General features: G+C 40.5%; 20 protein-coding genes and 1 pseudogene. 19 read left to right on the top strand and 2 right to left on the bottom strand.

The window, feature by feature from the left end:
• Window positions 1–2 precede the first annotated feature (2 nt).
• The 19 genes and pseudogenes from FN808_RS01880 to FN808_RS01795 form a co-directional block, all read left to right on the top strand.
• Entirely contained in the window at window positions 3–1,478 is a 1,476-nt protein-coding gene (locus FN808_RS01880; protein WP_142712835.1) for a type I restriction-modification system subunit M, read from the top strand.
• Window positions 1,475–2,692, top strand: coding sequence for a restriction endonuclease subunit S (locus FN808_RS01875; protein WP_142712834.1), 1,218 nt, complete (start codon window positions 1,475–1,477; stop codon window positions 2,690–2,692). Before FN808_RS01880 ends, FN808_RS01875 begins: the two co-directional genes overlap by 4 nt.
• A complete protein-coding gene (locus tag FN808_RS01870) occupies window positions 2,685–3,626 on the top strand; it encodes a toll/interleukin-1 receptor domain-containing protein (RefSeq protein ID WP_142712833.1) in 942 nt (313 codons plus the stop codon). The genes FN808_RS01875 and FN808_RS01870 overlap by 8 nt, the downstream gene beginning before the upstream one ends.
• Window positions 3,627–3,769: 143 nt before the next feature.
• A complete protein-coding gene (locus FN808_RS01865; protein WP_142712832.1) occupies window positions 3,770–5,251 on the top strand; it encodes a hypothetical protein in 1,482 nt (493 codons plus the stop codon).
• A gap of 32 nt (window positions 5,252–5,283) precedes the next feature.
• On the top strand, window positions 5,284–5,640 hold the full coding sequence (locus FN808_RS01860; protein ID WP_142712831.1) for a hypothetical protein: 357 nt from the start codon (window positions 5,284–5,286) through the stop codon (window positions 5,638–5,640).
• Window positions 5,641–5,997 carry a hypothetical protein gene (locus tag FN808_RS01855; protein ID WP_142712830.1) on the top strand — a complete coding sequence of 119 codons (357 nt, stop codon included), beginning with the start codon at window positions 5,641–5,643 and terminating at the stop codon, window positions 5,995–5,997.
• Between the two features lie 91 nt (window positions 5,998–6,088).
• A complete protein-coding gene (locus tag FN808_RS01850; protein ID WP_142712829.1) occupies window positions 6,089–9,466 on the top strand; it encodes a DEAD/DEAH box helicase family protein in 3,378 nt (1,125 codons plus the stop codon).
• Between the two features lie 161 nt (window positions 9,467–9,627).
• Complete coding sequence (locus FN808_RS01845; RefSeq protein WP_142712828.1) at window positions 9,628–10,020, top strand: TIR domain-containing protein; 393 nt, start codon at window positions 9,628–9,630, stop codon at window positions 10,018–10,020.
• Between the two features lie 26 nt (window positions 10,021–10,046).
• Window positions 10,047–11,393: a TRAFs-binding domain-containing protein gene (locus FN808_RS01840; RefSeq protein WP_142712827.1), complete on the top strand. Its 1,347-nt coding sequence runs from the start codon at window positions 10,047–10,049 to the stop codon at window positions 11,391–11,393.
• Between the two features lie 137 nt (window positions 11,394–11,530).
• Entirely contained in the window at window positions 11,531–12,292 is a 762-nt protein-coding gene (locus tag FN808_RS01835; protein ID WP_142712826.1) for a type IV toxin-antitoxin system AbiEi family antitoxin, read from the top strand.
• Window positions 12,289–13,203 (top strand): nucleotidyl transferase AbiEii/AbiGii toxin family protein, encoded by a 915-nt coding sequence (locus FN808_RS01830; protein WP_142712825.1) that lies wholly within the window; start codon window positions 12,289–12,291, stop codon window positions 13,201–13,203. Before FN808_RS01835 ends, FN808_RS01830 begins: the two co-directional genes overlap by 4 nt.
• 392 nt (window positions 13,204–13,595) lie before the next feature.
• Window positions 13,596–14,867 (top strand): tyrosine-type recombinase/integrase, encoded by a 1,272-nt coding sequence (locus tag FN808_RS01825; protein ID WP_142712824.1) that lies wholly within the window; start codon window positions 13,596–13,598, stop codon window positions 14,865–14,867.
• A gap of 35 nt (window positions 14,868–14,902) precedes the next feature.
• The gene (locus tag FN808_RS01820; RefSeq protein WP_142712823.1) at window positions 14,903–16,069 is read left to right on the top strand and encodes a hypothetical protein; all 1,167 of its coding nucleotides are present in this window, start codon (window positions 14,903–14,905) and stop codon (window positions 16,067–16,069) included.
• A gap of 147 nt (window positions 16,070–16,216) precedes the next feature.
• Window positions 16,217–16,417: a helix-turn-helix transcriptional regulator gene (locus FN808_RS01815; protein WP_142712822.1), complete on the top strand. Its 201-nt coding sequence runs from the start codon at window positions 16,217–16,219 to the stop codon at window positions 16,415–16,417.
• A 409-nt stretch (window positions 16,418–16,826) separates the two neighbouring features.
• The gene (locus tag FN808_RS01810; RefSeq protein ID WP_185958193.1) at window positions 16,827–19,118 is read left to right on the top strand and encodes a DUF3987 domain-containing protein; all 2,292 of its coding nucleotides are present in this window, start codon (window positions 16,827–16,829) and stop codon (window positions 19,116–19,118) included.
• A 181-nt stretch (window positions 19,119–19,299) separates the two neighbouring features.
• On the top strand, window positions 19,300–19,449 hold the full coding sequence (locus tag FN808_RS18805; RefSeq protein ID WP_185958192.1) for a hypothetical protein: 150 nt from the start codon (window positions 19,300–19,302) through the stop codon (window positions 19,447–19,449).
• On the top strand, window positions 19,442–19,813 hold the full coding sequence (locus FN808_RS01805; RefSeq protein ID WP_142712820.1) for a plasmid mobilization protein: 372 nt from the start codon (window positions 19,442–19,444) through the stop codon (window positions 19,811–19,813). Before FN808_RS18805 ends, FN808_RS01805 begins: the two co-directional genes overlap by 8 nt.
• 5 nt (window positions 19,814–19,818) lie before the next feature.
• Complete coding sequence (locus FN808_RS01800) at window positions 19,819–21,906, top strand: relaxase/mobilization nuclease domain-containing protein (RefSeq protein WP_142712819.1); 2,088 nt, start codon at window positions 19,819–19,821, stop codon at window positions 21,904–21,906.
• 68 nt (window positions 21,907–21,974) lie between these two features.
• Window positions 21,975–22,121: pseudogene (locus FN808_RS01795) on the top strand (ParA family protein); the annotation flags it as partial.
• A 61-nt stretch (window positions 22,122–22,182) separates the two neighbouring features.
• On the opposite strand, the gene FN808_RS01790 reads toward FN808_RS01795, so the two are convergent.
• Both FN808_RS01790 and FN808_RS18800 read right to left on the bottom strand, forming a co-directional pair.
• Window positions 22,183–24,588 carry a BspA family leucine-rich repeat surface protein gene (locus tag FN808_RS01790; protein ID WP_142712817.1) on the bottom strand — a complete coding sequence of 802 codons (2,406 nt, stop codon included), beginning with the start codon at window positions 24,586–24,588 and terminating at the stop codon, window positions 22,183–22,185.
• Window positions 24,589–24,987: 399 nt separating this feature from the next.
• Window positions 24,988–25,188 (bottom strand): hypothetical protein, encoded by a 201-nt coding sequence (locus FN808_RS18800; RefSeq protein ID WP_185958191.1) that lies wholly within the window; start codon window positions 25,186–25,188, stop codon window positions 24,988–24,990.
• Window positions 25,189–25,323: the final 135 nt, after the last annotated feature.

Here is a 25,323-nt window from a genome sequence, read left to right as displayed (position 1 = left end):
ACATGCTTACAGGAGAAATTCGCAATAAAGTTGACAAAATTTGGGAGACCCTGTGGACGGCGGGGATCTCAAATCCGCTGACGGTTATCGAGCAGCTTACATATTTACTTTTTATCAAAGGATTAGATGACAAACAGCTTCGCCAAGAGAAGAAAGCAGAACGTACGGGGGAACCCATAAAAAATCCAACTTTTGGACCGGATGAAGAACATTTGCGCTGGCGCAATATTAAAGAGCTCGATCCAAAGGCGATGTTTGAGCGTATTCGGGATGAAGTATTCCCTTTTATTAAAGAATTGGGTGGCAAAAACGGGGATACCTATCGCAAGCATATGGAAGGAGCCATTTTTATGTTCCCCAAAGCTTCCACTTTGTCTCGTGTAGTTGAGCTAATTGATCAGCTTGACATGAAAAACCGAGACACAAAGGGCGATATCTATGAATATATGCTCTCCAAGCTGAATACGGCAGGACAAAACGGGCAGTTTAGAACCCCTCGTCATATCATTAAAATGATGGTGGAGTTGACACAGCCCAAACCTCTTGATAAGATTGCTGATCCTGCCTGTGGTACGGCTGGATTCTTAGTGGCTGCCGGAGAATACATCCGAGAGAATCATGCACAGGACATGATCAATGAAAAGGTGCGCAAACACTTCAAATCGGATATGTTTACCGGCTATGATTTTGACCGAAGCATGTTGCGGATTGGAAATATGAATATGGTTATGCACGGTTTTGAGGGGGCGACGGTTGATTATAAAGATTCGTTATCTACTGAAACTGATAAATTGCGAAAAAAGTATGACCTAATATTAGCTAATCCACCTTTTAAGGGGTCTCTCGATTATGATAGTGTCGCTACTGATTTGCTACAGACCACAAAAACTAAAAAGACAGAGTTGCTCTTCCTTGCTTTATTTTTAAAAGCACTCAAAACAGGTGGGCGTGCTGCTGTAGTAGTTCCAGAAGGGGTTCTATTTGGAAAATCAAAGGCCCACAAGAAAATTCGTAGAATCTTAGTTGATGAACAACAACTAAATGCAATTGTTTCAATGCCAAGTGGGGTATTTAAACCTTATGCAAATGTAAGTACTGCTGTAATTCTCTTTACGAAAACTGAATCGGGTGGAACCGATGATGTTTGGTTTTATGATATGAAAGCAGATGGGTTTTCCTTAGATGATAAAAGAGAAAAAACTGATGAAAATGATATCCCCGATATCCTAAATCGATTTAGAAATATTGATAAAGAAAAAAATCGAAAACGTACAGATCAAAGTTTTTTAGTATCCAAAGAAGAAATTGTCAAACAAAAGTACGATTTGTCTATTAGTCGTTATAAAGAACAGGAATATGAAAAGGTTGAATATGAAAATCCCAAAAACATTATAAATGGAACAAATGGGAGTGTAGGGCTTAGACAATTGGCAGAGGAGAGAATAAAAATATTAGATGAACTGGAGGAATTGATATGAAGAGGGTCAAAGTTTCAGAAATTATTGAGGATCCTGTAAGTGGTGAATGGGGAGACGAGCCTGAAGAAGAATGTGAAGGTGTTCCAGTTATAAGGAATACCAATTTTTCAGGAGATGGACGCATCGATTTAGAGGATATTGCTTATCGGAAGATTTCTGAAGAGAAAATTAAGGAAAAGAAACTCAAACCTGGTGACATAATCATTGAAAAGTCTGGAGGTAGCAAAAACCAACCTGTAGGTAGGGTCGTTTTTTTTGATATTCAAAATGGGGATAAATATCTCTTTAGTAATTTTACTAGTGCTTTAAGACCAAAGAAAAGTGTGGTTCCAAAATATGTCCATTATGGGTTGCTCCATTCATATTTGAAAGGTCAAAGTGAATTATACCAAAATAAAACTACTGGAATTCGAAACCTTGAACTAAATAGGTACTTAAAAAATACGAAAATCCCACTTCCGGAAGTAAAAAGACAAAACGAAATTGCGACTCAACTAGATCAGGTTCAACGGCTTATCGATATCGATGATGAAATGCAAAATCGCTATGACTGGCTAATCCAGAGCATATTTTTAGATATGTTTGGAGATCCAGTGACTAATCCAAAAGGCTTAACCGAAGTAGAATTTGGTGACTTGGTTGATATGCAGGGAGGATATGCCTTCAAAAGTGATAATTTTATTGATGATGCTGAGGATGGTATAAAGGTTGTTAAAATTGGCAATGTCCATTACATAGATATAGATTGGTCAGAAGTACAGTATTTACCTTCATCATATTTGGAAGAGCATGAGAGGTACTCTTTGGAAGAGGGAGACATATTGTTGGCACTAACGCGTCCAATCATTAATAGTCTCGATGCAGTTAAGGCAGTGGTTGTACATGAAGATGACTTGCCAGCTCTATTGAATCAAAGGGTTGCTAGAATTCGTGTAGACAGCGATAAAGTTACGGAAGATTATATTACATCATTTATCTATACACAACATTTCAAGCGAGAGATCGAAAGATATGCCTCAACCTCTTTGCAGCCTAATGTGAGCATGAAGGAGGTCAAGAAAATTAAGGTACTTGTCCCTAGTCTGGAGCGTCAAAAAAAGTTCAGCGCAATTAGGCAGCGAATTATTGAAGAAAGATCAGCTCTTGAAAAGTCAGAAGAGAAGTCTAAGGAACTTTTTTCATCGTTGATGCAAAGAGCTTTTGACTATGAATAAGTTAGAAAAAAGAGAGCTGATTAGTATTATTGGTCGTGAGCTTCAAGAGAGAATGACTTTTATGGATATTGATGCCTATTTCACAGAGTATGGGATACCGACAGATCACGAGCCAAGTCAAAATAGTAAATGGGTTTATGTAAAAGAAGTACTGGCTGGCGTGGATGATGACATAGTCCTGGAAATAGCATCAGAATTAGATATAAAACACAAGGCCTTATCTGAAACTCCGATTGTTGAAGAAGATGAAGCGACATTCTGGAAACCAGGGCATTTCAGGTTGTTTTTAAGTCATCTTTCTTCATTTAAAGTGAAGGTTACGCAATTGAAAAGAGCTCTTGAGCCCTATGGTATCAGTTCATTTGTAGCTCACGAAGATATTGAACCAACTAAGCTCTGGGAAAAAGAAATTGAGAAGGGGCTTTTCTCAATGGATGCATTATGTGCTATTCTAATGCCTGGATTTAAAGAGAGCAATTGGACTGATCAGGAGATCGGTGTTGCTATTGGACGGGGAGTACTGGTTATACCGGTTAGAAAAAACATGGATCCCTATGGATTTATTGGGAAGTTTCAGGGATTCCAGGCAAATAATAAAACAATTGGGCAGGTTGCAGAAGGAATTTTTCAGATACTAAGTAGTCATGATAAAACACGATCCAAATTGATCAATAAGCTTTCTGATTTATTTTTGATGTCAAACAATTCAGAAGCAGCTTTAAATCGTATAAAAGCGATCAGTAAAATTGATGATTTTCCCGAGGAGAAGGTTGAAGCATTGCATTTAGGAATAACTGACAACAAGAATCTACAGGATACGGATTTGCTAAAAGCTTTCAACACATTCATGGATGATTTTGGCAAGCCGAGTGTCTCTATGGCTGACTTTGAAGAGAAAGAAAGCGAAGAGTGGGAAGACGATTTACCTTTTTAAAGAAATCATAACTGATTAGAATTATGTCAGATTCAATTCAAGAAAAAAGACAGTTGATTGTTCAGGAATTTAATTAATAGTCTGATTCTTTTGCTTCAAGAATCTTTTCACGAGCTGTTTGAATAATTAATAGAACTAAATTTATGAATCCATTTTCCAAATATAGAGACAAACTTGAAAATTATCTGGGAAGTGAAGATTCTGAAATTGATGAAATAGTAAAGAAGGATATAGAAAATATCAGAAAACGGGACCCTGAAAAAAATAAAAGATCAACACCCTCAGAAGACATAGGAATTTACTTGCCATCTCTATGGGTTTTTGAAGCGTATCCCCCCTCTTATATCGAAGGTTTAATCCATGGTATAAAAAAATTAGATTTAGTCGATCAGTTAGAGCGCAGCCATCACCGCAATATTTTAGACCGATTAAATATTATGCGTTCTTCAGGATATCGAAGTAGTTGGTATAATATAGGTGTTATTAAACCCGATAATTCACCCAATGTACCTTCTTTTCTTAACGCTCCCTTACCGGAAGGAGTAAAGTATGCTTCCTCGTATTTACACCAGTTTGTCCCCAGCACAACAATACTAGCAACTCAATTTCATTTTGTCGATGAGTTGAGAAATTCCGTAGAAAAACCATTGAGGGATTATTATGAGACTTATGCTGAAAAGGTTAAGCATGGCACGAGGTATCATGCACCTATTCATCAGAAAGAAGAAGCTTACAACCTCCAATTAGAATTTTTAAGAACGAAGTGTACGAATTGGATTTCAACACACTTTCCGGGATTGTTTGATTCCAATTTTTTGGAGAGAGCTCATCCAACAGTGGAATTGATATTATTAGAAAATGATGATCCTTTAACGGACACACACAATTCTTATGAGTCATATTTGAATATAGTTGGGTTTGAAACAGAATATGATGTGTATAAAAGTATCGATCTCAAAGAGTTACATATGACGATTGATGAAAAATTTCTTGCTAAGCGGTCAACTATAACCATTGGAGGTAACATTGAAAAAGTTTTGTCTGAAGAAAAGTTGAAGATGTATGGTGATAAGAGAATTGATAGTATTTCTAGTTGGCTTCACTACTTAAGTAAGACCTTAAGTTTTTGGAGTCTAACGGATTTAGTCTTTGGGTATGATCAAAAGTTAAAAAAAGTAAGAGATAAACTGGGAGCAGTTGATTCAATGAATCCAGCCGATGCATTGGAGAAACTTCAGATTATCGATGATGAAATCTCAGCTCTCCAGATGAATTCATCGCCATTTACCAGAGAATTACTTCAAAGTATTGATAGACCAGATTTTGAATTTGATATGTACGATTTCAACTTGATAGCAGAGAGACGTGGAGAAGATTTCAGTTTTTTAGAGGCCAGGAAAAAAGTTTTAAAAAGAACTGCTGAGTCTATTGAATCTAACAGCAAACAAGTAAATAGGATTAGTGATCGATTATCAAGGTTAGTTACTACTAAAGTAAACCTCAAACTATCAGAATCTAACAATACGCTACAGTTCTGGATCTTGATCTTTACCTTTGTTATGATTCTAGTTGCTATTATTAATGCGATTAACATGGAAAGTATACTTAATTATGTTGGTCTGTGATTTTATAAACTGCTTAATTAATACTTATTGAAATGAATTCTCGTAGAGACAAAAGAGAAGAGTTACAAAGTGAGGCAAGACATCAAACCATTGAGCTTGTATCTAACCTTGTCCCTTTTGGCAATCTAGCTTATAAGACCTTTACTGCAATTTCTAAACCTCTTTATATACAAAGAAGGGAGGAATGGATAAAAGATATCTCTCTTCGTCTTTTAAGACTTGAAGAACAGGATAAAATAAAGCTCGAAGATTTAGCAGGAAGTGATGAATTCAATACAATTTTGATTAAAGCCTCCAATTTAGCTCAAGAACATCATCAAGAAGAAAAAATTAACGCCCTAAAGGGGATTGTGATCAATACCTCTCTCGATCTTTCAAAAGATAAATAAATGTTTGACTGGGCTGATCATTTTTTAAATGTGATTGAAAGGATAAGTCCATTTCATATTTTGCTTTTGAAAACTTTTCAATCTCCAGAAGACATAGTAAGAGAAAAGGGTATAGATTTAGGGAGTGAATTTAATTCTTTGCAATCCAAAGATGTTTTCTTCGATATATATCCAGAATATAGAGATCGGGCTAAGCTAATAACTCAATGCTGGAAGGAGCTCTATGAACTGGGATTTGTAGCTTTTGAAAGTTTTGAAGATGGTCGGCATATGCCAGGCAAGCTTAACAAATTGACTACTGATTTCGGGAATAAGTTTCTGGATATGATTAGTAGTGATGAACTAAATACAGGTTAGTCAAGTAGTTATTCATTTAAGTAAGAATCTATTACATTATAATTGAAAATTACGTTGGTTATTTTTTACTCGGCAATAATCTATTTGCATCATGTCAAATTTTGATTTTTTACAGCCAGATTGGCCCGAATTTGTAGAAGATGCAAAGGCGGTTGAGCAATTGGTACGATTTGACCCAAGAGGGGCGTGTGGTCGAGCTCGGTATTTGATAGAGCAGGTAGTCTTGTGGATGTACGAATATGATGAGGATTTATCCCTTCCTTATGATACGAGTCTCTATAATATTACCGATGCCATGCCATTTAAGAAGATTGTTGATTACAAGGTTTACAACAAGATCCATGTTATTCGAAAGGCTGGAAACCTTGCCCTTCATGATAATAAACAGGTAACGGAAGATAAGGCTCTTCAAATTTGTAAAGAGACCTTTCATGTACTGTTCTGGTTATATCGAACCTATACAACAGATGAACAACCAAAACCTGAGATTAAGTTCGACCCAAATAAGGTTCCAGAAGTCGATTTTGATAACCTTCTTTCTTCTGAGGAGTTAAAAGTACTGGAAGAGCAGATGGAAGAAAAGGCGGAGAAACTTCGGGAGCTACAGCAATCACTTGAAGCGAAAGATGAAGAATTCAAACAACGTAATCGTGAGATTAAGCAGATGCGGTTACAGACCCGTAAATTTGCTGACAACCACGATTATAATGAAGCCGAAACGCGAGAGCTGCTTATTGATGTCATGCTTCGGGAAGCTGGTTGGGATCCTGGGATGCCCAATGTCCGTGAGTACGAAGTTGATGGTATGCCTAATCCATCTGAGACGGGATATGTCGATTATGTACTATGGGATGACAATGGTAAGCCACTGGGCTTGGTGGAAGCCAAACGAACGACACGAAGTTATGAAGAGGGGAAACATCAAGGGAAATTATATGCTGATTGTCTTGAAGAAGAGTTTGGGCAGCGTCCCATAATTTTTCTTTCCAATGGTTACGAAATATGGGTCTGGGATGATAAACAGTACCCACCCAGACCTACTTTGGGATTCTATACCAAATCCAGTCTGCAGAAATTATTTTTTCAAAAGAGGGAAAAGGAGAAGCTTCATCTCGTGGATGTGGACCAGGATATTTCAGGCCGTTACTATCAGAATATGGCGGTGCAGAAGGTTTCTGAGCGCTTTCAGGAGGGACATCGGCGCGCGTTGTTAACCATGGCTACGGGAACGGGCAAAACCAGAACATCCATTTCTATTACTGATGTACTACTTAGGTATAAATGGGCTAAACGTGTTCTTTTCTTAGCTGACCGGAATGCTTTGGTGCGCCAGGCTTACAAGGCTTATGCCGAACATCTTCCGGATATACCTATTGTCAATCTGGTGGAAGAAAAAAATGATACCTCGGCCAGGGTTGTTTTTAGTACATATCCGACCATGCTTAATCAGATTGAGCAACTTGAAGAAGGGGAAAGAAAATTTGATCCTGGATATTTTGACTTGGTTATCATCGATGAAGCTCATCGAAGTGTATATAATAAATATCAGGCCATATTTGATTACTTTGATTCGCTCTTATTAGGGCTTACTGCTACACCTAAGAGTGATGTTGATCACGATACTTATGAGTTGTTCAGAACAGAACAGGGGAACCCTACATTCGCTTATGGATTAGATCAGGCTGTTGATGATAACTTCTTGGTTCCACCTAAGAAAATATCTGTATTGGGAAAATTTCTCACTGAGGGCGTTAAATACTCTGATTTATCGCCCGAAGAACAGAAAGAATATGATGACCTTTTGGCTGATGATGAAACAGGTGCCATACCGGATCATATTCCACCTGCTAAACTGAATAGTTGGCTGTATAATCGTGATACGGTAGAAAAAGTTTTAAAACAGTTGATGGAAGGCGGAATAAAGGTTGAAGGAGGTGATCGTGTTGGGGATACAATTATTTTTGCTAAGAATCACCGGCATGCCACGTACATTCAAAAGATATTTGATGAGAATTATCCGCATTATGCCGGACACTTTGCTCAGGTTATAGACAATAAGGTTGATTATTCGCAGGATCTGATTGATAAATTTTGTGCTCCCGGGGAGATGCCAGCTATTGCTATATCAGTGGATATGTTGGATACGGGAATCGATGCTCCGGATGTGGTAAACTTAGTCTTTTTTAAACCCGTACGATCTAAAGCAAAGTTTTATCAGATGATCGGTCGTGGTACCAGATTGCGGCCTGATTTGTTTGGACCAGGACAGCATAAAGAAAAATTTCTGATTTTTGACTACTGTGGCAATTTTGAGTTCTTCGAGGAGAATCCAGAGGGATATGAGAACTCATCTAGTGCGTCTCTAAGCGCAAGAAATTTTGAAAAGCGTCTATTACTCACGGCTAAGCTACAGAACGATCCATACAAACAGGACGAAGAGCTGCAGAACTATAGAAATTCAATTCTTGACCTGTTGCATCAGCAAATTTCCAATCTTGAAAAACAGAGCGTTCAGGTTCGTCCTCATCTGAAATTAATTCACCGTTTGGAAAACCGTGGGGTATGGGATCACCTTGAATCGCATGAGAGAAAGGAGATAGTAAGAAAATTGGCAGAGTTAGTGCCAGTCGATCTTACTGAGGATGAGATGAGCAGAAGGTTCGACTTATTGATGTTGACCATTCAGCACGAACTCTTAGATGGTGTTCTGCAAGAGAGGGCGACAAAAAATAATGTCATTGCGCTGTCGGAAAATCTTTACTCCAAACGACATATTCCTGCAGTCAAAAAAGTAAGGCCGACGCTAGAAAAGGTTCTCAGCGAGGAGTTTTGGGAAGCTCCTCAGTTACTGCAGCTCGACGAAGTTCGAAAGAATCTCCGTGAGCTAATGCATCTTATTGATGCGAAAAAAAGAGAGCCAGTATATACAAATTTCGAAGATAATTTTGGTGAGCCAACTGTAATTGATTCTGTCAATGAATCTGCAGTTGACCCAAAAAGGTACAAAAGGAAGCTAATAAAATTTATTGAGGAGCATAAAAATCATCTCATCATCGAAAAAATCCGTAATGGCGAACCACTAACAGATAAAGATGTTGAGACATTAGAAGAGTTTCTGGTGGAGGTCGATCCCAAGGTGTCAACCGATGATTTTCACGAAATATTGGGTGAAGGAATGGAGCTTATTAATTTTATACGTTCCTCTACGGGTCTCAGTCGAGATGCAGTAATGAAAGAGTTTGAAGAATTTTTGCAAGACAAACGATTGAGCTCCACTCAGATTCAGTTTATTAAACAAATGATCGAATTTTATACTCAAAATGGTCATTTGGAGGTTGCTGATCTTTATGAGCCTCCCTTTAGCTTTATCAATGAAGACGGCATTGAGGGAGTATTTAATGATAAAGCAAATATCATTGAGCTGCTTATCGATAAGGTAGAGAAGCTAAATGAAGTGCAGGTTGGGTAAGTGCTGTTTTTATAAGGTATCAGTTTTTGATGCCTGATTAATTATTTTGATGCCTATGTAAGGGGTGTTCGGGCTTAATAGGTGATATTTTGGGGTGGAATAGTTTTTGAACCTTTTATAGTGAAGTCAATTAATCTTAATGTACATTGGGGTATATAACTATGGCAAATGTAGTTTTCTTTAGTTTTACAGAGTCAGATCGGAACACGGTATTAACAATTAAAGGAAGAGCGGTAAATCCAAATTACTCAAATCTAAATTTTAGAGTAAGAGATTTGCTGAAAAGATGGGATACAAATAACGTTTCAGTAATACGTCAAGCAATATCGAAGAAAATGAAAGGGACATCACGTACTATTGTTTTGGTCGGTAATCTTACATATTCAAGTAGATGGGTACGGGAAGAGGTAGAAATGACATTAGAAAACAATAAATCTGTATATGCTATTAAGCTTAAAAACTCTATTGGCTTAATACCACCTGTTTTATTTGAAAATAATATAAAAGTACATGGCTGGAGTGAATCAGCCTTACAAGGTTTAGCGATACGATAATTAGAATTCTGAGGAATCCTTCATTTATGAAACCTTATTGTTTTGTATTGATGCCATTTGGAGAAAAAGAAGCAAGTAATGGACGTATCATTGAGTTTGATGAAGTGTATGAAAAGGTATTTAAACCAGCTATAAAAGAAGCTGATCTAAAACCGATTCGAGCAGATGAGGAATTGGCCGGAGGCATCATTCATAAGCCTATGTTTGAAAGATTAATGCTTTGTGATTATGCGGTAGCTGATTTAACTACTGCTAATCCAAATGTGCTCTACGAATTAGGTGTAAGGCATGGAATAAGACCACATAGTACAGTATTGACTTTTGCCAAAGGCATGCGACTTCCGTTTGATGTAAAACCGTTGCGGGGTATTCCTTACGAATTAAATTCATTGGGGTTGCCGGAGGAAGTTGAAGAAGCAAAAAAATCGATCCGGGCACGTTTACTCGATTGTCGAGATCCTGATACGGATAGTCCACTTTTCCAATTGATTTCAGATATGCCGAGACCCGATGTTTCTCATTTGAAAACAGATACATTTCGGGATTTAGCAGAATATTCGCAGGAAATAAAAGATGAGCTTGAGGGAGCAAGGCAAAAAGGTTCAAAGGCTGTATCAGAAATAGAAAAAGAATTAGAAGAGAAAGTATCTATTGAAGATACAGATCCTGGCATAGTGGTAGATCTGTTGTTATCACACAGAGCAGTTAAAAACTGGCGAGAAATGGTTGATTTGATCGAAAAAATGGCTCCTGAACTTGCGAATTCAATTTTAATTCGTGAGCAACTCGGATTTGCCTTAAACCGTTTAGAACAACATCAAAAAGCTGAGAAAGTTTTGCTTAAAATTGTTGATGAAAATGGTCCCAGTTCAGAAACTAATGGAATTCTCGGAAGGGTATATAAAGATCTTTGGGAAAAGGCCAAAAACAACGGGAATAAACCCAAAGCAGTAGGGTATCTTAAGAAATCAATTGATGCTTATTTGGAAGGGTTCGAAACTGACTGGCGTGATGCTTATCCGGGCGTTAATGCAGTTACATTAATGGAAATTGGAGAGGAAGAGGACTCCCGACAGAGTGATATTTTACCTGTCGTGAAGTACTCAGTAAAAAGACGTTTGGAAACAAGAAATCCCGACTACTGGGATTTTGCTACTTTACTTGAACTTCATGTAATAGCAGAAGAAAAGGAAGAATCTGAACAAGTTTTACCTAAATGTTTGGTAGAAGTCAGGGAAAGTTGGGAGCTTGAAACAACCGCTCGTAACTTAAATTTATTACGAAGGGCCAAGAACAATGGGAGTTCCAGTATAGAATGGATTGATGGGTTAATTAGTGAATTAGAAAAGACAGCTCAAGAATTTGGGGATTAGTAAAAAAGCTTGGTTTTTTTCTTGACCAAGTTTAAAAAAGTATTAATTAGTCCATATTTTATAGACTAATTCCGTATTTTTTAAACCAACCTATAGTTTATAATCTTTTAAATAAGTCAATAATTTATTGACCAATTTTGAAAAAAATAAACCAAATACTACAAGAATGGCCTTCTGGAACTGTTATAACTTCTGATTGGCTGAAAAAGAAAGGAGTTTATAAACAGCTGGCCAATGTCTATGAAACTAGTGGTTGGCTGGAACGAGTAGGCAGAGGAGCCTACAAAAGAAAAGGCGATGAAATATCGTGGCAGGGTGGGCTATATGCGCTTCAGAAGCTTCAAGATCTTCCTGTGCACGTAGGAGGTAAAACAGCATTGGAGTTGCAGGGTTATGGACACTATATCAAAATGGCTGATCGTGAACAGGTAATATTATGGAAGACTCCGGATGTACGACTTCCTACTTGGTTTCAAGAATATGATTGGGAGGCCAACTTGGAGGTGCGGTCAGCCACGCTTTTTTTCAAGAATGATCAAGGGCTATCAACGAAGACATTAAATCAGATAGATATCACTATATCTTCTGCAGAGCGGGCAATACTGGAATATCTCTATGATGTACCCAAGCAGGAAGGCTTCGATGAAGCCAATTATATCATGGAAGGATTATCTTCCCTGCGTCCGAACACTCTCCAGCAGCTATTGGAGAGTTGCGAGTCAATACGCGTAAAGCGACTGTTTATGTATCTGGCCGAACATCATAACCATCGTTGGTTTGAACGGCTTGATAGCTCCACCATAAATTTTGGGGAGGGCAAAAGAGAAATCATAAAGGGCGGAAAACTTAACAAGAAATACAAAATTGTAGTACCCAAGCTGTTGAGGGAAGATCAATGATCGAACGATATCGAAACCAGGTTCGACTGCTGTTGAGCGTATTGCCAATTATTGCAGACATTGACTTTTTTGCTCTTAAAGGTGGGACGGCGATCAATTTTTTCTGGCGTGATTTCCCAAGACTTTCAGTAGATATTGATCTGGCTTATTTGCCGATTAAGGGTAGGGATGAATCATTGCAGGAGATAAAAAACGGAGTGCGAACCATTGCGGAAGAAGTTTCGGTACATTTGCCGGAATCTACAATAACAACGCACAAAAGCGGGGGAACCCTTAGCAAGCTAATTATAAGAGATACCGATGCTCAGATTAAAGTAGAAGTAAATACCGTACTTCGAGGGACCCTATTTGATCCTGTTGAAAGGGAGGTAAAGCCAAAAATACAAGATGGATTCGAGTTATTTGCCGCTATACAAACGCTCTCCCTGGAAGATTTATATGGAGGGAAAATTTGTGCAGCCCTTGATCGCCAGCATCCCAGAGATTTGTATGATGTGAAATTGCTATTCGAAAATGAAGGTATTACAGAGCAGGTTCGGACAGCTTTTATCGGCTATTTAATCAGTCATTCGCGGCCCATTCATGAATTATTAAATCCCAACCCCATAGAACTTGAAGGAACTTATAGAAAAGAGTTCGAAGGTATGACTAATGAACTCGTCCCTTTAGAAAAGTTGATAGAGGTTCAGGATGAGCTGCCAGAATTATTACTCGAAGAACTAACTGAAAAGGAGAGAGCATTCTTAATTTCTTTTCAGCAAGCAGATCCCCAATGGGACTCGATTCCCATTTCTCACTTAAAAGAGTTGCCTGGGGTGCGGTGGAAACTTATTAATATTAAAAAGATGGATAAACGGAAGCATCAAGAGATGGGAGAAAAATTGGAAGGAGTATTAACAAGGAATAATTAGCTTTTAACGCACAGCATTTCGCATTGGAAAAGCACCAAAATAAGAAGGGGTCTCAAAACTTTTGTTGTCCCTATGTTGTCCCAGAGAAGATATAAACCTATTAATTTACTTATTTTATCAAAACAAAAAAGCCCCTAACTCTATGCGAGTCAGAGGCTTATTGTTTTGCGATCCGGACGAGATTCGAACTCGCGACCTCCTGCGTGACAGTCAAAAAATATAGCTATTCCAAAGTTTTCTATACTCTGCCAACCTACTATGTAATATTAAGATAATTTATTGTATTTCATGGAGTTAGGGTGTATTTTAAATTCCAGATTAATCCAGGCTAGTAGTGATGGTTTGGGAATAAACCTAGTACCATTCTAGTACCAGAATTAATATACCCTGATATGCCTAAAAAACGATTAAACGAACAATTCCTCCGGAACTTGAAACCCCAGGAAAAGCGTGTAGAATATTATGATCAACATTTTATCAAAGATGGTCAACTGAAAAAGAAGGGAGTCAAAGGTTTTTTGGTACGTCTTACAAAGGCAGGTAATAAGTACTTTTATTATAACTACTGGTTCGATGGCAAAGCCAAAAAGTATAAGATCGGGAGCTATCCTGATATTGGAGTTTCGAAGGCAAGAGAAATAGCTAGAGAGCTTTCCTTTCAAGTTGACAGGGGAATAGATCCACAAGCAGAAAAAAAGAAACGAAAACAAGTTCCAGACACAAAAACGTTTAAAGAAATATCCGAAGAGTTTAAAGAAAAGTACTTGCCCACCTTAAAGAAAAAGACCCGTGATGAATACAGCCGGATTATTGATGTAGAGTTAGTTCCTAAACTTGGCAAGTATCCTATAAAAGAAATAAGCCGTAACCAGATTATAAATCTTTTAGACAGTAAGGCCTTTGGTAAAAAGCCTGCACCGGTGATGGCAAATCGTATAAGGGCAAGGCTTTCAAAAATTTATAGTTTTGCTATTAATCGAGGTCTTGCCGAAGATAATCCAGTTAGTAATGTTTCGAAGTACAAAAAGACGAAGGCTGGTGGGGATGTTGAAAAAAAACGGAGTCGGTGGTATAAGCCTAAGGAAATCCAAGAGCTTTGGAAGTATTTTGATAATTGGAACGAGCCCACAGGTTCTGTTTTAAAGATGTTGCTTATCACAGGGCAACGGAAAACTGAAACTATGCATATGAAGTGGGATGATATTCGAGAAGGTATTTGGACGATACCTGCTGATCTTGCAAAAAATGGAGAGGAGCACCTTGTTCCTCTTTCAGATATGGCCATACAGATAATTGAAGAGCTAAGACCGACGACCGGTAACAGTGATTATGTATTCTGTTCACCAAAAGAAGATAATGCGCCTATGAAATGGCTTACCAGGGCAAGGGTAACTATTCAGGAAGAAAGTGATGTTCCTGATTTTAGACCTCACGACTTGCGACGTACGGTTGCGACGTACATGACAAAGTTGGGAGTTACCCGGACGGTATTAGGCAAGATTCTTAATCACAAAGGTTTGGCCAAAGATGATCTGGTAACAGCGATATATGATAGACATGGATATATGGATGAGAGACGGCAGGCATTGGATCGATGGTCATACCGGCTTCAGAGTATCATTGATGACGATGAAAAAGAAAAGATAGCCGGTAAAATAGGATAATCACTATTTAAACAAATAATTACCCAATAGAATATATGAGTAACCCAGATGAGTGGAAAAAGATTCTATTAAGTCAAAATCAATACGACAAAGTGTCTGGTTATGTAGATAAATTAGTAAACCTAGTTAACGAGCTTCCATATAAGGAGAGATCAAGAGTCAAGTCTTATGAAGATTTACTACTCGATCAAGAATTTATGCTTTCTGTTTTTGCGGAAGTGAAAGGTTTAAATGAGGATGAAAGAGATACGCTAATTAAAAAAGATATACTCAAACCTGACATACTGCCTTATGTACATTACGATATATATTTAACTGAAAAATCGTTTATTAAAAACTTGCCCCACAGTTATAATGAATTTTTCTACAGGGATGATTATGATTTTGATCAATATCCATATCCTTTCCAGGACTATATATTTGATAATGGTAGGGATAATATGAATGCACTTTATGTATCTTATAATGAAGATTCATATTCTGATTTAAAAGCAATTCATGCAGACCTAGAAGAAGATTTAAGGCAACATAACGTGAGGTTTTATATTGATATCTTAGATAATGTTACTGCAAAATCATTTCCCAATAGTGAAGAAATTAAGGATCAAAGAGAAACATTCTCGAATATACTGATTTGGTTATATGGTGGACCAGTATTAGGCAAAGGCTTTATGCACTTAATTGACAAATCCTTAATTAAGGTTGCTCCAACCGCAAATGACAATTTTAATTACTCGCATGATGTATTTAATGAGCACCGATTAAATGGAGCAAAAATCTATTTTAGAATTTACCTCATAGAACACCTTTTAAAAATGAAAAAATTAAAGTTCACTGGGAATCGAGTGGGGCTTAATTATTTTCTAGAGGACTATGAGAATAAAAAAGATGAATTGAATACCACTGTCGGAACTGGAATTGTTGACCAGTTTATTCATAATATTGCAAAAGTTATCCATGATGATGGTAGAAGTAAATATAAATTCCATCATGTTAAAGCTTATCTAGAAACCTATTACTATGATAAAAGTTTGAGAAGTGTAAAAAGCCGGAGAAAGGAAGCTGTAAACAAGCTTAAGAAGGAAGATAAATCACATGAGTTGTTAGCTAGTGCGGGACATAATGTAATAGGTAATGGAACTGAGAGTAGTCCAGGCTGGCAAAGAAAGTTGGACGAAGCGCTAGGAAAAGAAATAAATTGAAGTAAGTATTCGCACGGGTTATTTCAATAAAATGCTATGTAAGTAAAATGTCAGTATAATATCGGTAACTACTGATATGTAAAAATCCCTCCTTCCGCTAGGTTACTAACGGTTACGAACTAAACCCAACAAAAACAACCGTTAGTTATGGATAAACTTATTAGACCCAAAAAATTAGCAAAGAAGTTAGGAATCGGCTTGAGTACGCTCTATGAGCGTATGAAAGAGCCTGATTTTCCGAGTAAGGTTCGAATTTCTTCTCAAGCTGTAGGTTTTAAAGAAAGCGAAATCATGGCTTGGATAGAGAGTAATACTGAAGATCAGAGGAGAAGAAAATCTACTACTTAACTTCATAAACCTGAATAGATTCATGGGTTTTCAGATGATAATTTAGTCTGGATACCACTGCAACTTAACAATGGTCTTATAGGTAGCAGCGGCTGAATTATATCCATGAATTTTTATAAATAGAAACAGCCAGACCTTTAGGAGATCCGGCTGCCTACTTGTCTTTTAAATCTTTGGACGGAGTTACAAGACATTCCAAGGTAGCCAATCTCTCTCCTATTAGCAATTTTCCAAAACTGAAGGTTGCTACAGCATTGTTTCTATATGGATAACTCTATCAACGATTAAATACCAGAAACAAATGAGCCCCATTAGTGAAAACCTAAACCCCCAAGATATAGAAAGGGTAATAGAGAACTTAGGTATTCCGGTTAATAAAAAGCCTAACAAAGAAGGTTGGGTAAAAATTTTGAGTCCTATTCGAGAGGAAAAGAAAGCCTCTTTTGGACTTAACCTTCAAACCGGTGCTTGGAAGGATCATGGCACGGACGAAAGCGGAGATTTGATAAACCTAGTCGAGCATGTACATAATTGGGAGACAGCCCAAGCCATTAACTTTGTTAAAGAAGTATCTTTAACAAGTTCTTTTACCGGTTCAAATGGGTCAAGTACACCTAAGTCCCCAAAAGATGCGCAGCTTACCAGGGATACAAATTTTTGGACTTCAAAAAATCGGGACGCATTAAAAAAAGCCCAGGAGAAATTAACAGCTGCTACTGATCACCCCCTGCTTGAAACGATCAACAGCTATGATGGTATAAAGCTGGACACGTTAGTGCACTTCGGAGTGGGGATCATCCACAAATGGAAGCGTGACTGGTTACTATTTCCCTATGATTCCGGCGCTCAATTATACCGGCGAGAAGCAGGGGATAAACAAATACGTAGTTTGAAAGGAAGCAGGCCGGGCGCCTCCTTTTTTGGGAAAACGAAAGTTAGGGGCAAAGGCGAGGATCTCATGATCGCTAAAAGCCCGCGGGAAGCCATGCTTCTTCACCAGCTATATCCCGACCGGGCGGACACCGTAGGGTTAGTGACTGGAGAGCAGGGCACTCTATCTGCCTCCCAAAAAGACTGGATAAAACAAATCGTCTCCACCCATTCCTATAAGTGTGTTATTGTTGTGATCGATTGTGATACCAAGGGTGCCCACCGGATAGCCCAAAAACTATGCAAGAGCGTGAGCAATGTGCTGGCTTCAACGCCCGTCGCATTGGTCAATATTAGTAAGGCAACGGGAGGCAAATTCAAGGATGTCACCGATTGCAGGCAAGCGGGCATGTCCGGAGACCTGCTTTGGGAAATCATATCAAATAGCAGCCCCGTTCAGCGTGAGTTAGATAGGAGTGAGGAAACACTTCCCACCGAAGCCTATGCTGAGGACAGGTTAGATCTTGCCTCTGCTCCCCCTATCAGTGAAACCGTTTATACCAACCTGCCGGGATTGTTAAAAGAGATATGTTTGCTGATAGATGAGCAGCATCGACGCGATGTATTCTTAGTGTCGTCGTTGCCGGCCGTGGCCTCACAAATGCCCAACGTGCTGGCTGAACATCGGGATTGTTACTACAGCACGGACCTGTTTACCCAAATTATAGCCGAACCGGGATCGGGTAAAGGGGAGGCAAGTAACGGGCGGGGGCTGGCACGGATGACCGACCAGGAAATTAGAACACAAGCCCGCCGGGAAATCGATAACTATTCCCACTTGCCTGATGAGGAGAAGGCCAACATAGAACGGCCGAAGAAACGCTCCCTTTTTATCCCGGCCAATGCAAGCGCCCGTAAAATGTTGGACCGGCTGGAGGCCAATGGTGGAAACGGGTTTATCTTTGAAACAGAGATCGACACGTTGCTGAATGCCACAGAACAAGACTGGGGCAACTATACGGATACGGTAAGAAAAGCCTTTCAGCATGAACCGCTTTCCATTATACGAACCGATGAAGAATATTATATCGATAACCCCCGGTTATCCATTTGCTTAACGGGGACCTTTGACCAGTTCAAAAGAATGTTTAGATCGGCCGAGAACGGCCACTTTTCACGGTACGCCTTATATACATTCGATACGCCCCGAAGGTGGGAATCACACCGGCCGTCTACGGAAAGCAGGAAGGTAAGAGCATCGATTACCGAGGCGAGCCGGAAGTTAAATGAAATGTATAACCGGCTGAAAAACAGAAGCAAGCCGTTATACATAAATGTACAGTCTCATCAATGGGATAGGCTGGACTCCATTTTTTCTAAAAAGATGGAGCTTATAGAAGCCCTTGGTTTATCCCGACATTTGCATGCTTCCAACAATCGAACGGGGGTAATTGCCCTTCGCCTCATTTCCATATTGGTGGTACTGCAAGTTTTTGAAGATGATCCTGACCAGCTGAAGTTGGAACAGAGCTTGACTCCCAGCGATGCTGATGTAACGGTTGCCTTGACGTTAGCGGAAACCTTTATCGAGCATGCCATACGGTTATACCACATCCTGCCAAAATCAGAGCCAGCGAGTGACCCGAGAGGACGTCGATTTACCGAATTTTATAGGAGCTTGCCGGAGGAATTTACAACCGGGGAGGCGGTACAAATTGGAGCCGAATGCGAATTGGCCGTACCGGAACGAACCGTCAAGGAATGGCTCCCCAAAGACGATGACAAATTTATCAAAGTTGCTCACGGGAAGTACAAGAAAGGCGACCCATAATGCAATCTGCATTCTCTGCATTTCTTGCATTTTCTGCATGTTGTGCTGGTTCGTTGGAAAATGCAGAAAGTGCAAAGGGGGCAATAAATGCAGTACGAGCAATACGGATGAGGGTACGGTCGTGAAGTATACAGCAGGCCTCAAAATAATAATAACAGACAGATAGCAAGCAGGTAGGTATATGCCACATAGCAGAATTCTCCGAATTTCTGCTGTGGCCATCCCTAAGCTTGCCTATTCGCAGCTTGCCTGCCGGCAACTGCTCAAAGGTACCAATGGGGCCATGAGCTGGCCCTATAATTTAAACAAATACTACATCTATTATGAGTGATCAAAAACGATATACCCCATCCATTTCTATGGATGCTACCGAGCGACAATGGCTGAAAACCCAGGCCGAAAAGGAAGGCATTTCCTACACCCGCTACATTCGAATGGTTGCCCTCGGGCAACTCCCCCAAGCGGAGCCCATGTACCAGCAGGACCGGCCGTTGGAATTGAACAAGGGGGTTACCGCCAACCAGTTAAAACGGTTGCTAACCCATGACCTGCCGAAGATTGGAAACAACTTAAATCAGCTGACCCGCCACGTCAATGAAACCCGCCAGATTGGGCCCCGGCAAACCGAAGAAATAGCCAAGATCCGGGAAGACATGGACCGAATCACTGGCCTCATATTTAAAGCCTTGGGGTGACCAGGATGATAGGAACACTCGCTGGTGAAGGACATCATTTTTATTCCTGCCTGACCTATAACGCGCAGCCGGAGAAATGCGCGTGGGTAGAGTACCGGAACCTGCCCACAGATGACCCCGTGCGGGCTGCGAAGATGATGAGATGGACCTCCGAAAAGTCCCAGAATAATATTAATAAGCCGCTGTTTCACTATGCAATCGCGTGGGCGCACGAAGATACGCCCTCCAGGGAGCAGATGCTGGAGGTGGCCGACCGTTGGCTGGAGCATATGGGATTGGAGGAGTATCAGGTTCAAATTGCGTCCCACCAGGACAAACCGTATCACCACCTGCACCTGGCGATTAACCGAGTGCATCCGACCAAACATACGGCATGGGACCGCTGGCAATATAAGACCCGCAGTGAAACGCTGCTGAAGGAACTCGAGCAGGAGTTTGGCTGGGAGGTGGTCCCGGGGAAGCACCACCCGGACCTCGGCCAAGACATGGACGGGCGGGCCCCGGAGCAGTGGGAAACCCACCAGCAACAAAAGGTGAAAGGGCAGGCCGCAGAGTTGGGGCTGGACCCTGCCCAGATTGACGGGCGTTCGGTGATGGAGCGGGCGAATGCTATTAAAGGTCAGTTGTTTCGGGCGGATTCCTTTACCGAATTTGACCGGGCCTTAGCAGAGCAAGGGCTGTGGCTGGAGACGGCCCGCAACAAGAAGGGCATGCTCATTACCGACGGACGCCACCGGATCAAAGCCAGTGACGTGTCCAGGCAGCTGTCCGGACCGAAACTCGAAGAAACCTATGGGGAGTCATTGCCAAAATATGTGGACCGCAGGGAAGGGCACGTGGATGAGCGCGGGAGCCTGCAGTTGGCCGTGGATTGGAAAAGCGGGCTCCAGGAAGCAGCGCTAGAGCGCCGCGAGCAACAGCTGACCAGCCGGCAGCAAGCAGCCCGGCAGCGGGCCGAAACCCTGGCGCAAATGGATAAGGCTTTTACTGAAGAGATCAGTAGGGAATACCGGCTGTTCGACATGAAGTTTGCCGAGGCCTTTGACAATGGAGATGCGGCCCGACAGACTTTTTTTGCCGCTATGAAGGACAAACCGATGGATGAGTGGATCCGGGACGGTCAAGATCAGCTAATCAATACCCCGGAGCAATTTGGAGTCGTCACTGACCCGCATGCCCTGGTCGAAATGACGCGGGACCTGCGGGCTATGGAACGTATTGCGGGGCAGTACCAACAGTATTTTACTGAGGGGCTGGACAAAGGTGCCCGGCAGCAGGAAATGGGGCATGCCAGGGGCGAAGCAAAGAAATGGACATCACGCCTAAAACGAGCACGCCGTAAACTGTACCGTCACCTGGAGGAACAGACCCAAGAGGCCGATGCCGGGCGAGTGCTCTACCACGGGTCCCAGGAGGCGCTGGGCCTGTACCGGGCGGTCCAGCGTATTCATCAGGCGTTTGATAGCCCCCAGGCCCCCAAGATAGGCCATAACAAGGAGCTTGACCAAACCCTGGCAAAGACGATTACCCGGCTGGACCACCATCTGGAGATTGCCTATGAGGACCCGTCTCAGGCGCGTCAGGCCCTTCGGGGGTTCATGTGGACCGACAAAACCGAGCAGCTGTACCAGTTGCTTCGGTATCCGGACGCATTTGGACCCCTAAAAGAATCCTATAATAGAACAACGATTCGGGAAGCTGTGAAGAGGCTCACACAAATTCGCAACCAGTACCAGGAGCTGTTGTCGGGGCTCTCGCCCGATGAAGTGGCGGCCTACTTCCACGGGCTGCCTGATAGCCTCCAGGGACAGCTGGCCCACCGCCACCAGCTACCGGGAGGAGTCACTGTTACCGGGCTGGAGCTGATGAAAGCCAGCCGCCGGTGGTTGGGGTGCGCCAGCGGGACCGAAGCCGGCCGGGTCGTCTTTTCGATGAGTGCCCGGGCCGTAAAATACAGCGTTGCCGTGGCCCGGATGCTCCGCAACCCAGGTAAAGGCCCCGTGAGTCTTACCAAACACGTAATTACTGAAGCCATCCGGGGCGGCCTCCAAGCCGAGCGGGAGCGCGACCGGGATCAGGGGCTTTCGAGATAACACGCGCTACGAGTATGAAATGCACTACAATAACTACATAAATTACAAACACTAAAGGGAATACAAATATGAAAAGATGTATAGCTATTACTAATCAAAAAGGTGGGGTAGCCAAGACGACCACTGCCGTAAACCTTGCGGCGGGGCTGCAGCGGCTGGGGAAATCCGTGCTACTAATCGACTCGGATCCCCAGGCCAATGCCGAGCAAAAACTCAGTGGAGTACGAGTCAAGGAGAAACTACTTTCCAAGTGATTATTTTGTTTCAATTTATAATTTATTCAGGACAAGATCCCCATATTGGTTTATAGTTATCTTGCAGTGGACTATAGGATGAAAAATTACTTGGCTCTGAGGAAATATTTGATACACACCAGTTACTAATATCTTGATTGAATGACTCTGCTGAATAAAACATCTGTTTCATATTAGTAACACTACCTACACTCCAACTGCCTATTTCGCTGTTAAAGTCAGTAGCATGTACAAACATTGCTTCCATATTTGTAACACTACTTACATTCCAATTGCTTAAATTTTGATTAAACATACTAGCGCCGTAAAACATATCCTTCATATTTGTCACATTACTAACATCCCAATTACTTATATCACTGTTAAAAAAACTTGCTCCAAAAAACATGGTATTCATATCTGTTACAGAACTTACATCCCAGTTGCTAATATCTCCGCTAAATACACTGGACTGAAACATGAATTCCATATTTTTGACATTACTAACGTTCCAATTACTTATATCACCATTAAAAGATGATGTTCTACCAAACATCGCCGCCATTTGGGTCACATTACTCACATCCCATGCGCTCAGGTCTTGATTGAAAGAACGTGCTTCATAAAACATAGCCGCCATGACTTCTACATTACTGACGTCCCAATTTCTTATATCGCCGTTGAACGATTCAGCCCCACGAAACATTTCGGACATGCTGGTAACATGATTAAAATCCCAGCCCCTTATATCACCATTGAAAGAGCTTGCGCCAAAGAACATTTTATTTATGCTTCTGACATTACTAATATCCCAACTGTCAAGATCTTGATTAAATAACTCTGCATCAGCAAACATTGCTTCCATATTTGTAACATTGCTTACATCCCAGTTGCCTATATTTACATTGAAAGATTCAGCTCCTTGAAACATTTTTTCCATTTTTCTTACATTGCTGACATCCCAATTGCTAATATCTGCATCAAAAGATTTCGCTCCCTTGAATAGTCCGTTCATACTGGTAATGTTACTAACATCCCAGTTTAAATCCTGATTAAATGATTCTGCACCAGCAAACATTTCATTGATATTTGTAAGACTACTTATATCCCAATCACCAATATATTGATTGAATTTAGTAGCGTTGGAAAACATTTTTTCCATTACCTCAACGTTACTCACATCCCAACTTCTTATATCACCATTAAAGGGAGTGGATCCATACTTGCCACCATAAAACATGACTTCCATATTTGTAACATTACTTACATTCCAACCATCTAAATCTTGATTAAAGTTTCTGGTCCCCAAAAACATGCCGGCCATACTTCTAACATTACTGACATCCCAATTGCCAATAGGTTGATTAAAATTATCGGCATTGTAAAACATTGAATCCATATTTGCTACGCTTGTGACGTTCCAATCCCCGATCTTTCCATTAAAAGACTTAGCACTGAACATCAAACTCATGTTCATTACACCACTTACATCCCATCCATTTAAATCATGATTAAAGGAATCAGCAGCTCCAAACATATATCTCATATTTTCTACATTACTAACGTCCCAATTAGCAATAGCTTGGTTAAAAGACTCCGCTGAGTAAAACATTCCTTCCATATCAGTTACGCTACTCACATCCCAGTTCTTTAAATCTTGGTTAAAGGCATCAGCACCTGAAAACATATAAGCCATATCTGTAACAGAGCTCACATCCCAGCTGCCTATTTCGCCATTAAATGAGCTTGCATTACTACTAAAGAACCATCTCATACTTTTAATCTCACTCGTACAGGTTTTAGAAGCATTGGAAGGGGTAATCTGATCTCTGGTTCTTTTGGTATATGTTATGCCATTAATAGTACCGGAATCTCCTACCTCAGCCTTGGGGCATTTTATCGTTACTTCATTTTCAGCCAGATAAAAGGCTTTTTCAAACGTAGCGGTAACCTCTTTTGGGGCATCTATCGTGATTTGGATAGGGTTTTCTCCGTTTGTTATATCTCCCCTCCATTTTACAAATCTCCATCCCTCAGCCGGATTTGCCTTTAGTTCTACGATCGTACCATACTTATAGTCTTTGGGCTTGGTCTGAATTATGGTCTCGTCAACGGTGCCTTCGCCCTCGGTATTTACGGTAAGCGGATATTCTTTTTGGGTAAACACGGCCTCAATTTGTTTATCACTGTTCACAGTCAGGGTAGCTGAACTGCTTGTTCCGTTGTAGCCTCCTTCCCAGCGGACAAAACGCCATCCTTCGGCCGGGGTTGCTGTTATATGCAGTGAAGTTCCTTCGTCGTATTGTCCCTCAGCGGGTGACACACTACCACCTACAGCGGGTTTGGCCTCTAGAGAAATTTTATATTGAGTCGTTGAATTGGTGGAAGTGCAACCTGTGAACATAGCAATCCCGCTCAACAGGAGTGTTAAGAATAGTAGCTTTTTCATCTGATGAACTTTGATATAAAATTGTACCCCGAAATATATTATAGAAATGTTTTTGGGAACTAGCAAAAATTATGCTTTTCAGTGAAAGAATCACTAAAATGCAACGAAATTTTACCTCGGGATGCCTATAATGTCAACCCTATTAATGTCTGGAACTATTATTTTTTCTAAATAGGAAGGCTAGATGTGATAGGGCGGAGAGGGAGAAATAATACAGACCTTTAATCCTATGTATTAGCTCATATTATCGATCTCAAAAGCCGTTTTTAGTTTAAAATCGTACATTCCCGAATATGTTTATAAATCGATTACAAGTCAAAAATTGAAAGTCAAGGTATAAATAGATACTAACCAACCCACCCGTTCAATCGCTAAGAAAATATCAGGCAGAATTGGTAATTAAATATTATCCTTTTTCATTTTCTTGAGGTCTTTCTTAAGCTTTTTACGATCAATTAAACCCTCTTTAGTACTATATTTTTTGGAAAATTGGTGCGATAATTTTCGTTTTAATGCTAACGCATCAATTTTTGGCTCCTCTTTCTTATTACTCATAATCTTCGGTTTTATTTTTTCTGATTCTTCCGTTTTATTTTTCAAAGAAATTGTCAAACTACTCGACTGAAATTATTTCGGCCTCGTTAGGAATTCCTCAAAGTTGTAATCTTTATCTGCCATGCCTGGATAGTTTTGGGTTATTTCTTATCGAGATAATCTGGTTTATATCCAAATCTC

This window comes from Fodinibius sediminis (genome assembly GCF_900182555.1).
In the GTDB taxonomy this organism is placed as follows: domain Bacteria; phylum Bacteroidota; class Rhodothermia; order Balneolales; family Balneolaceae; genus Fodinibius; species Fodinibius sediminis.
This window is presented reverse-complemented; position numbering and strand designations above follow the sequence as displayed.

Excerpts from the sequence above, each read along its gene's own strand:
- FN808_RS01875 (WP_142712834.1), top strand. The coding sequence starts at position 1,475 with ATGAAGAGGGTCAAAGTTTCAGAAATTATTGAGGATCCTGTAAGTGGT.
- FN808_RS01815 (WP_142712822.1), top strand. The coding sequence starts at position 16,217 with ATGGATAAACTTATTAGACCCAAAAAATTAGCAAAGAAGTTAGGAATC.
- FN808_RS01840 (WP_142712827.1), top strand. The coding sequence starts at position 10,047 with ATGAAACCTTATTGTTTTGTATTGATGCCATTTGGAGAAAAAGAAGCA.
- FN808_RS01870 (WP_142712833.1), top strand. The coding sequence starts at position 2,685 with ATGAATAAGTTAGAAAAAAGAGAGCTGATTAGTATTATTGGTCGTGAG.
- FN808_RS01790 (WP_142712817.1), bottom strand. The coding sequence starts at position 24,588 with ATGAAAAAGCTACTATTCTTAACACTCCTGTTGAGCGGGATTGCTATG.
- FN808_RS01820 (WP_142712823.1), top strand. The coding sequence starts at position 14,903 with ATGAGTAACCCAGATGAGTGGAAAAAGATTCTATTAAGTCAAAATCAA.
- FN808_RS01830 (WP_142712825.1), top strand. The coding sequence starts at position 12,289 with ATGATCGAACGATATCGAAACCAGGTTCGACTGCTGTTGAGCGTATTG.
- FN808_RS01880 (WP_142712835.1), top strand. The coding sequence starts at position 3 with ATGCTTACAGGAGAAATTCGCAATAAAGTTGACAAAATTTGGGAGACC.
- FN808_RS18805 (WP_185958192.1), top strand. The coding sequence starts at position 19,300 with ATGCCACATAGCAGAATTCTCCGAATTTCTGCTGTGGCCATCCCTAAG.
- FN808_RS01855 (WP_142712830.1), top strand. The coding sequence starts at position 5,641 with ATGTTTGACTGGGCTGATCATTTTTTAAATGTGATTGAAAGGATAAGT.
- FN808_RS01805 (WP_142712820.1), top strand. The coding sequence starts at position 19,442 with ATGAGTGATCAAAAACGATATACCCCATCCATTTCTATGGATGCTACC.
- FN808_RS01825 (WP_142712824.1), top strand. The coding sequence starts at position 13,596 with ATGCCTAAAAAACGATTAAACGAACAATTCCTCCGGAACTTGAAACCC.
- FN808_RS01800 (WP_142712819.1), top strand. The coding sequence starts at position 19,819 with ATGATAGGAACACTCGCTGGTGAAGGACATCATTTTTATTCCTGCCTG.
- FN808_RS01865 (WP_142712832.1), top strand. The coding sequence starts at position 3,770 with ATGAATCCATTTTCCAAATATAGAGACAAACTTGAAAATTATCTGGGA.
- FN808_RS01845 (WP_142712828.1), top strand. The coding sequence starts at position 9,628 with ATGGCAAATGTAGTTTTCTTTAGTTTTACAGAGTCAGATCGGAACACG.
- FN808_RS01860 (WP_142712831.1), top strand. The coding sequence starts at position 5,284 with ATGAATTCTCGTAGAGACAAAAGAGAAGAGTTACAAAGTGAGGCAAGA.
- FN808_RS01850 (WP_142712829.1), top strand. The coding sequence starts at position 6,089 with ATGTCAAATTTTGATTTTTTACAGCCAGATTGGCCCGAATTTGTAGAA.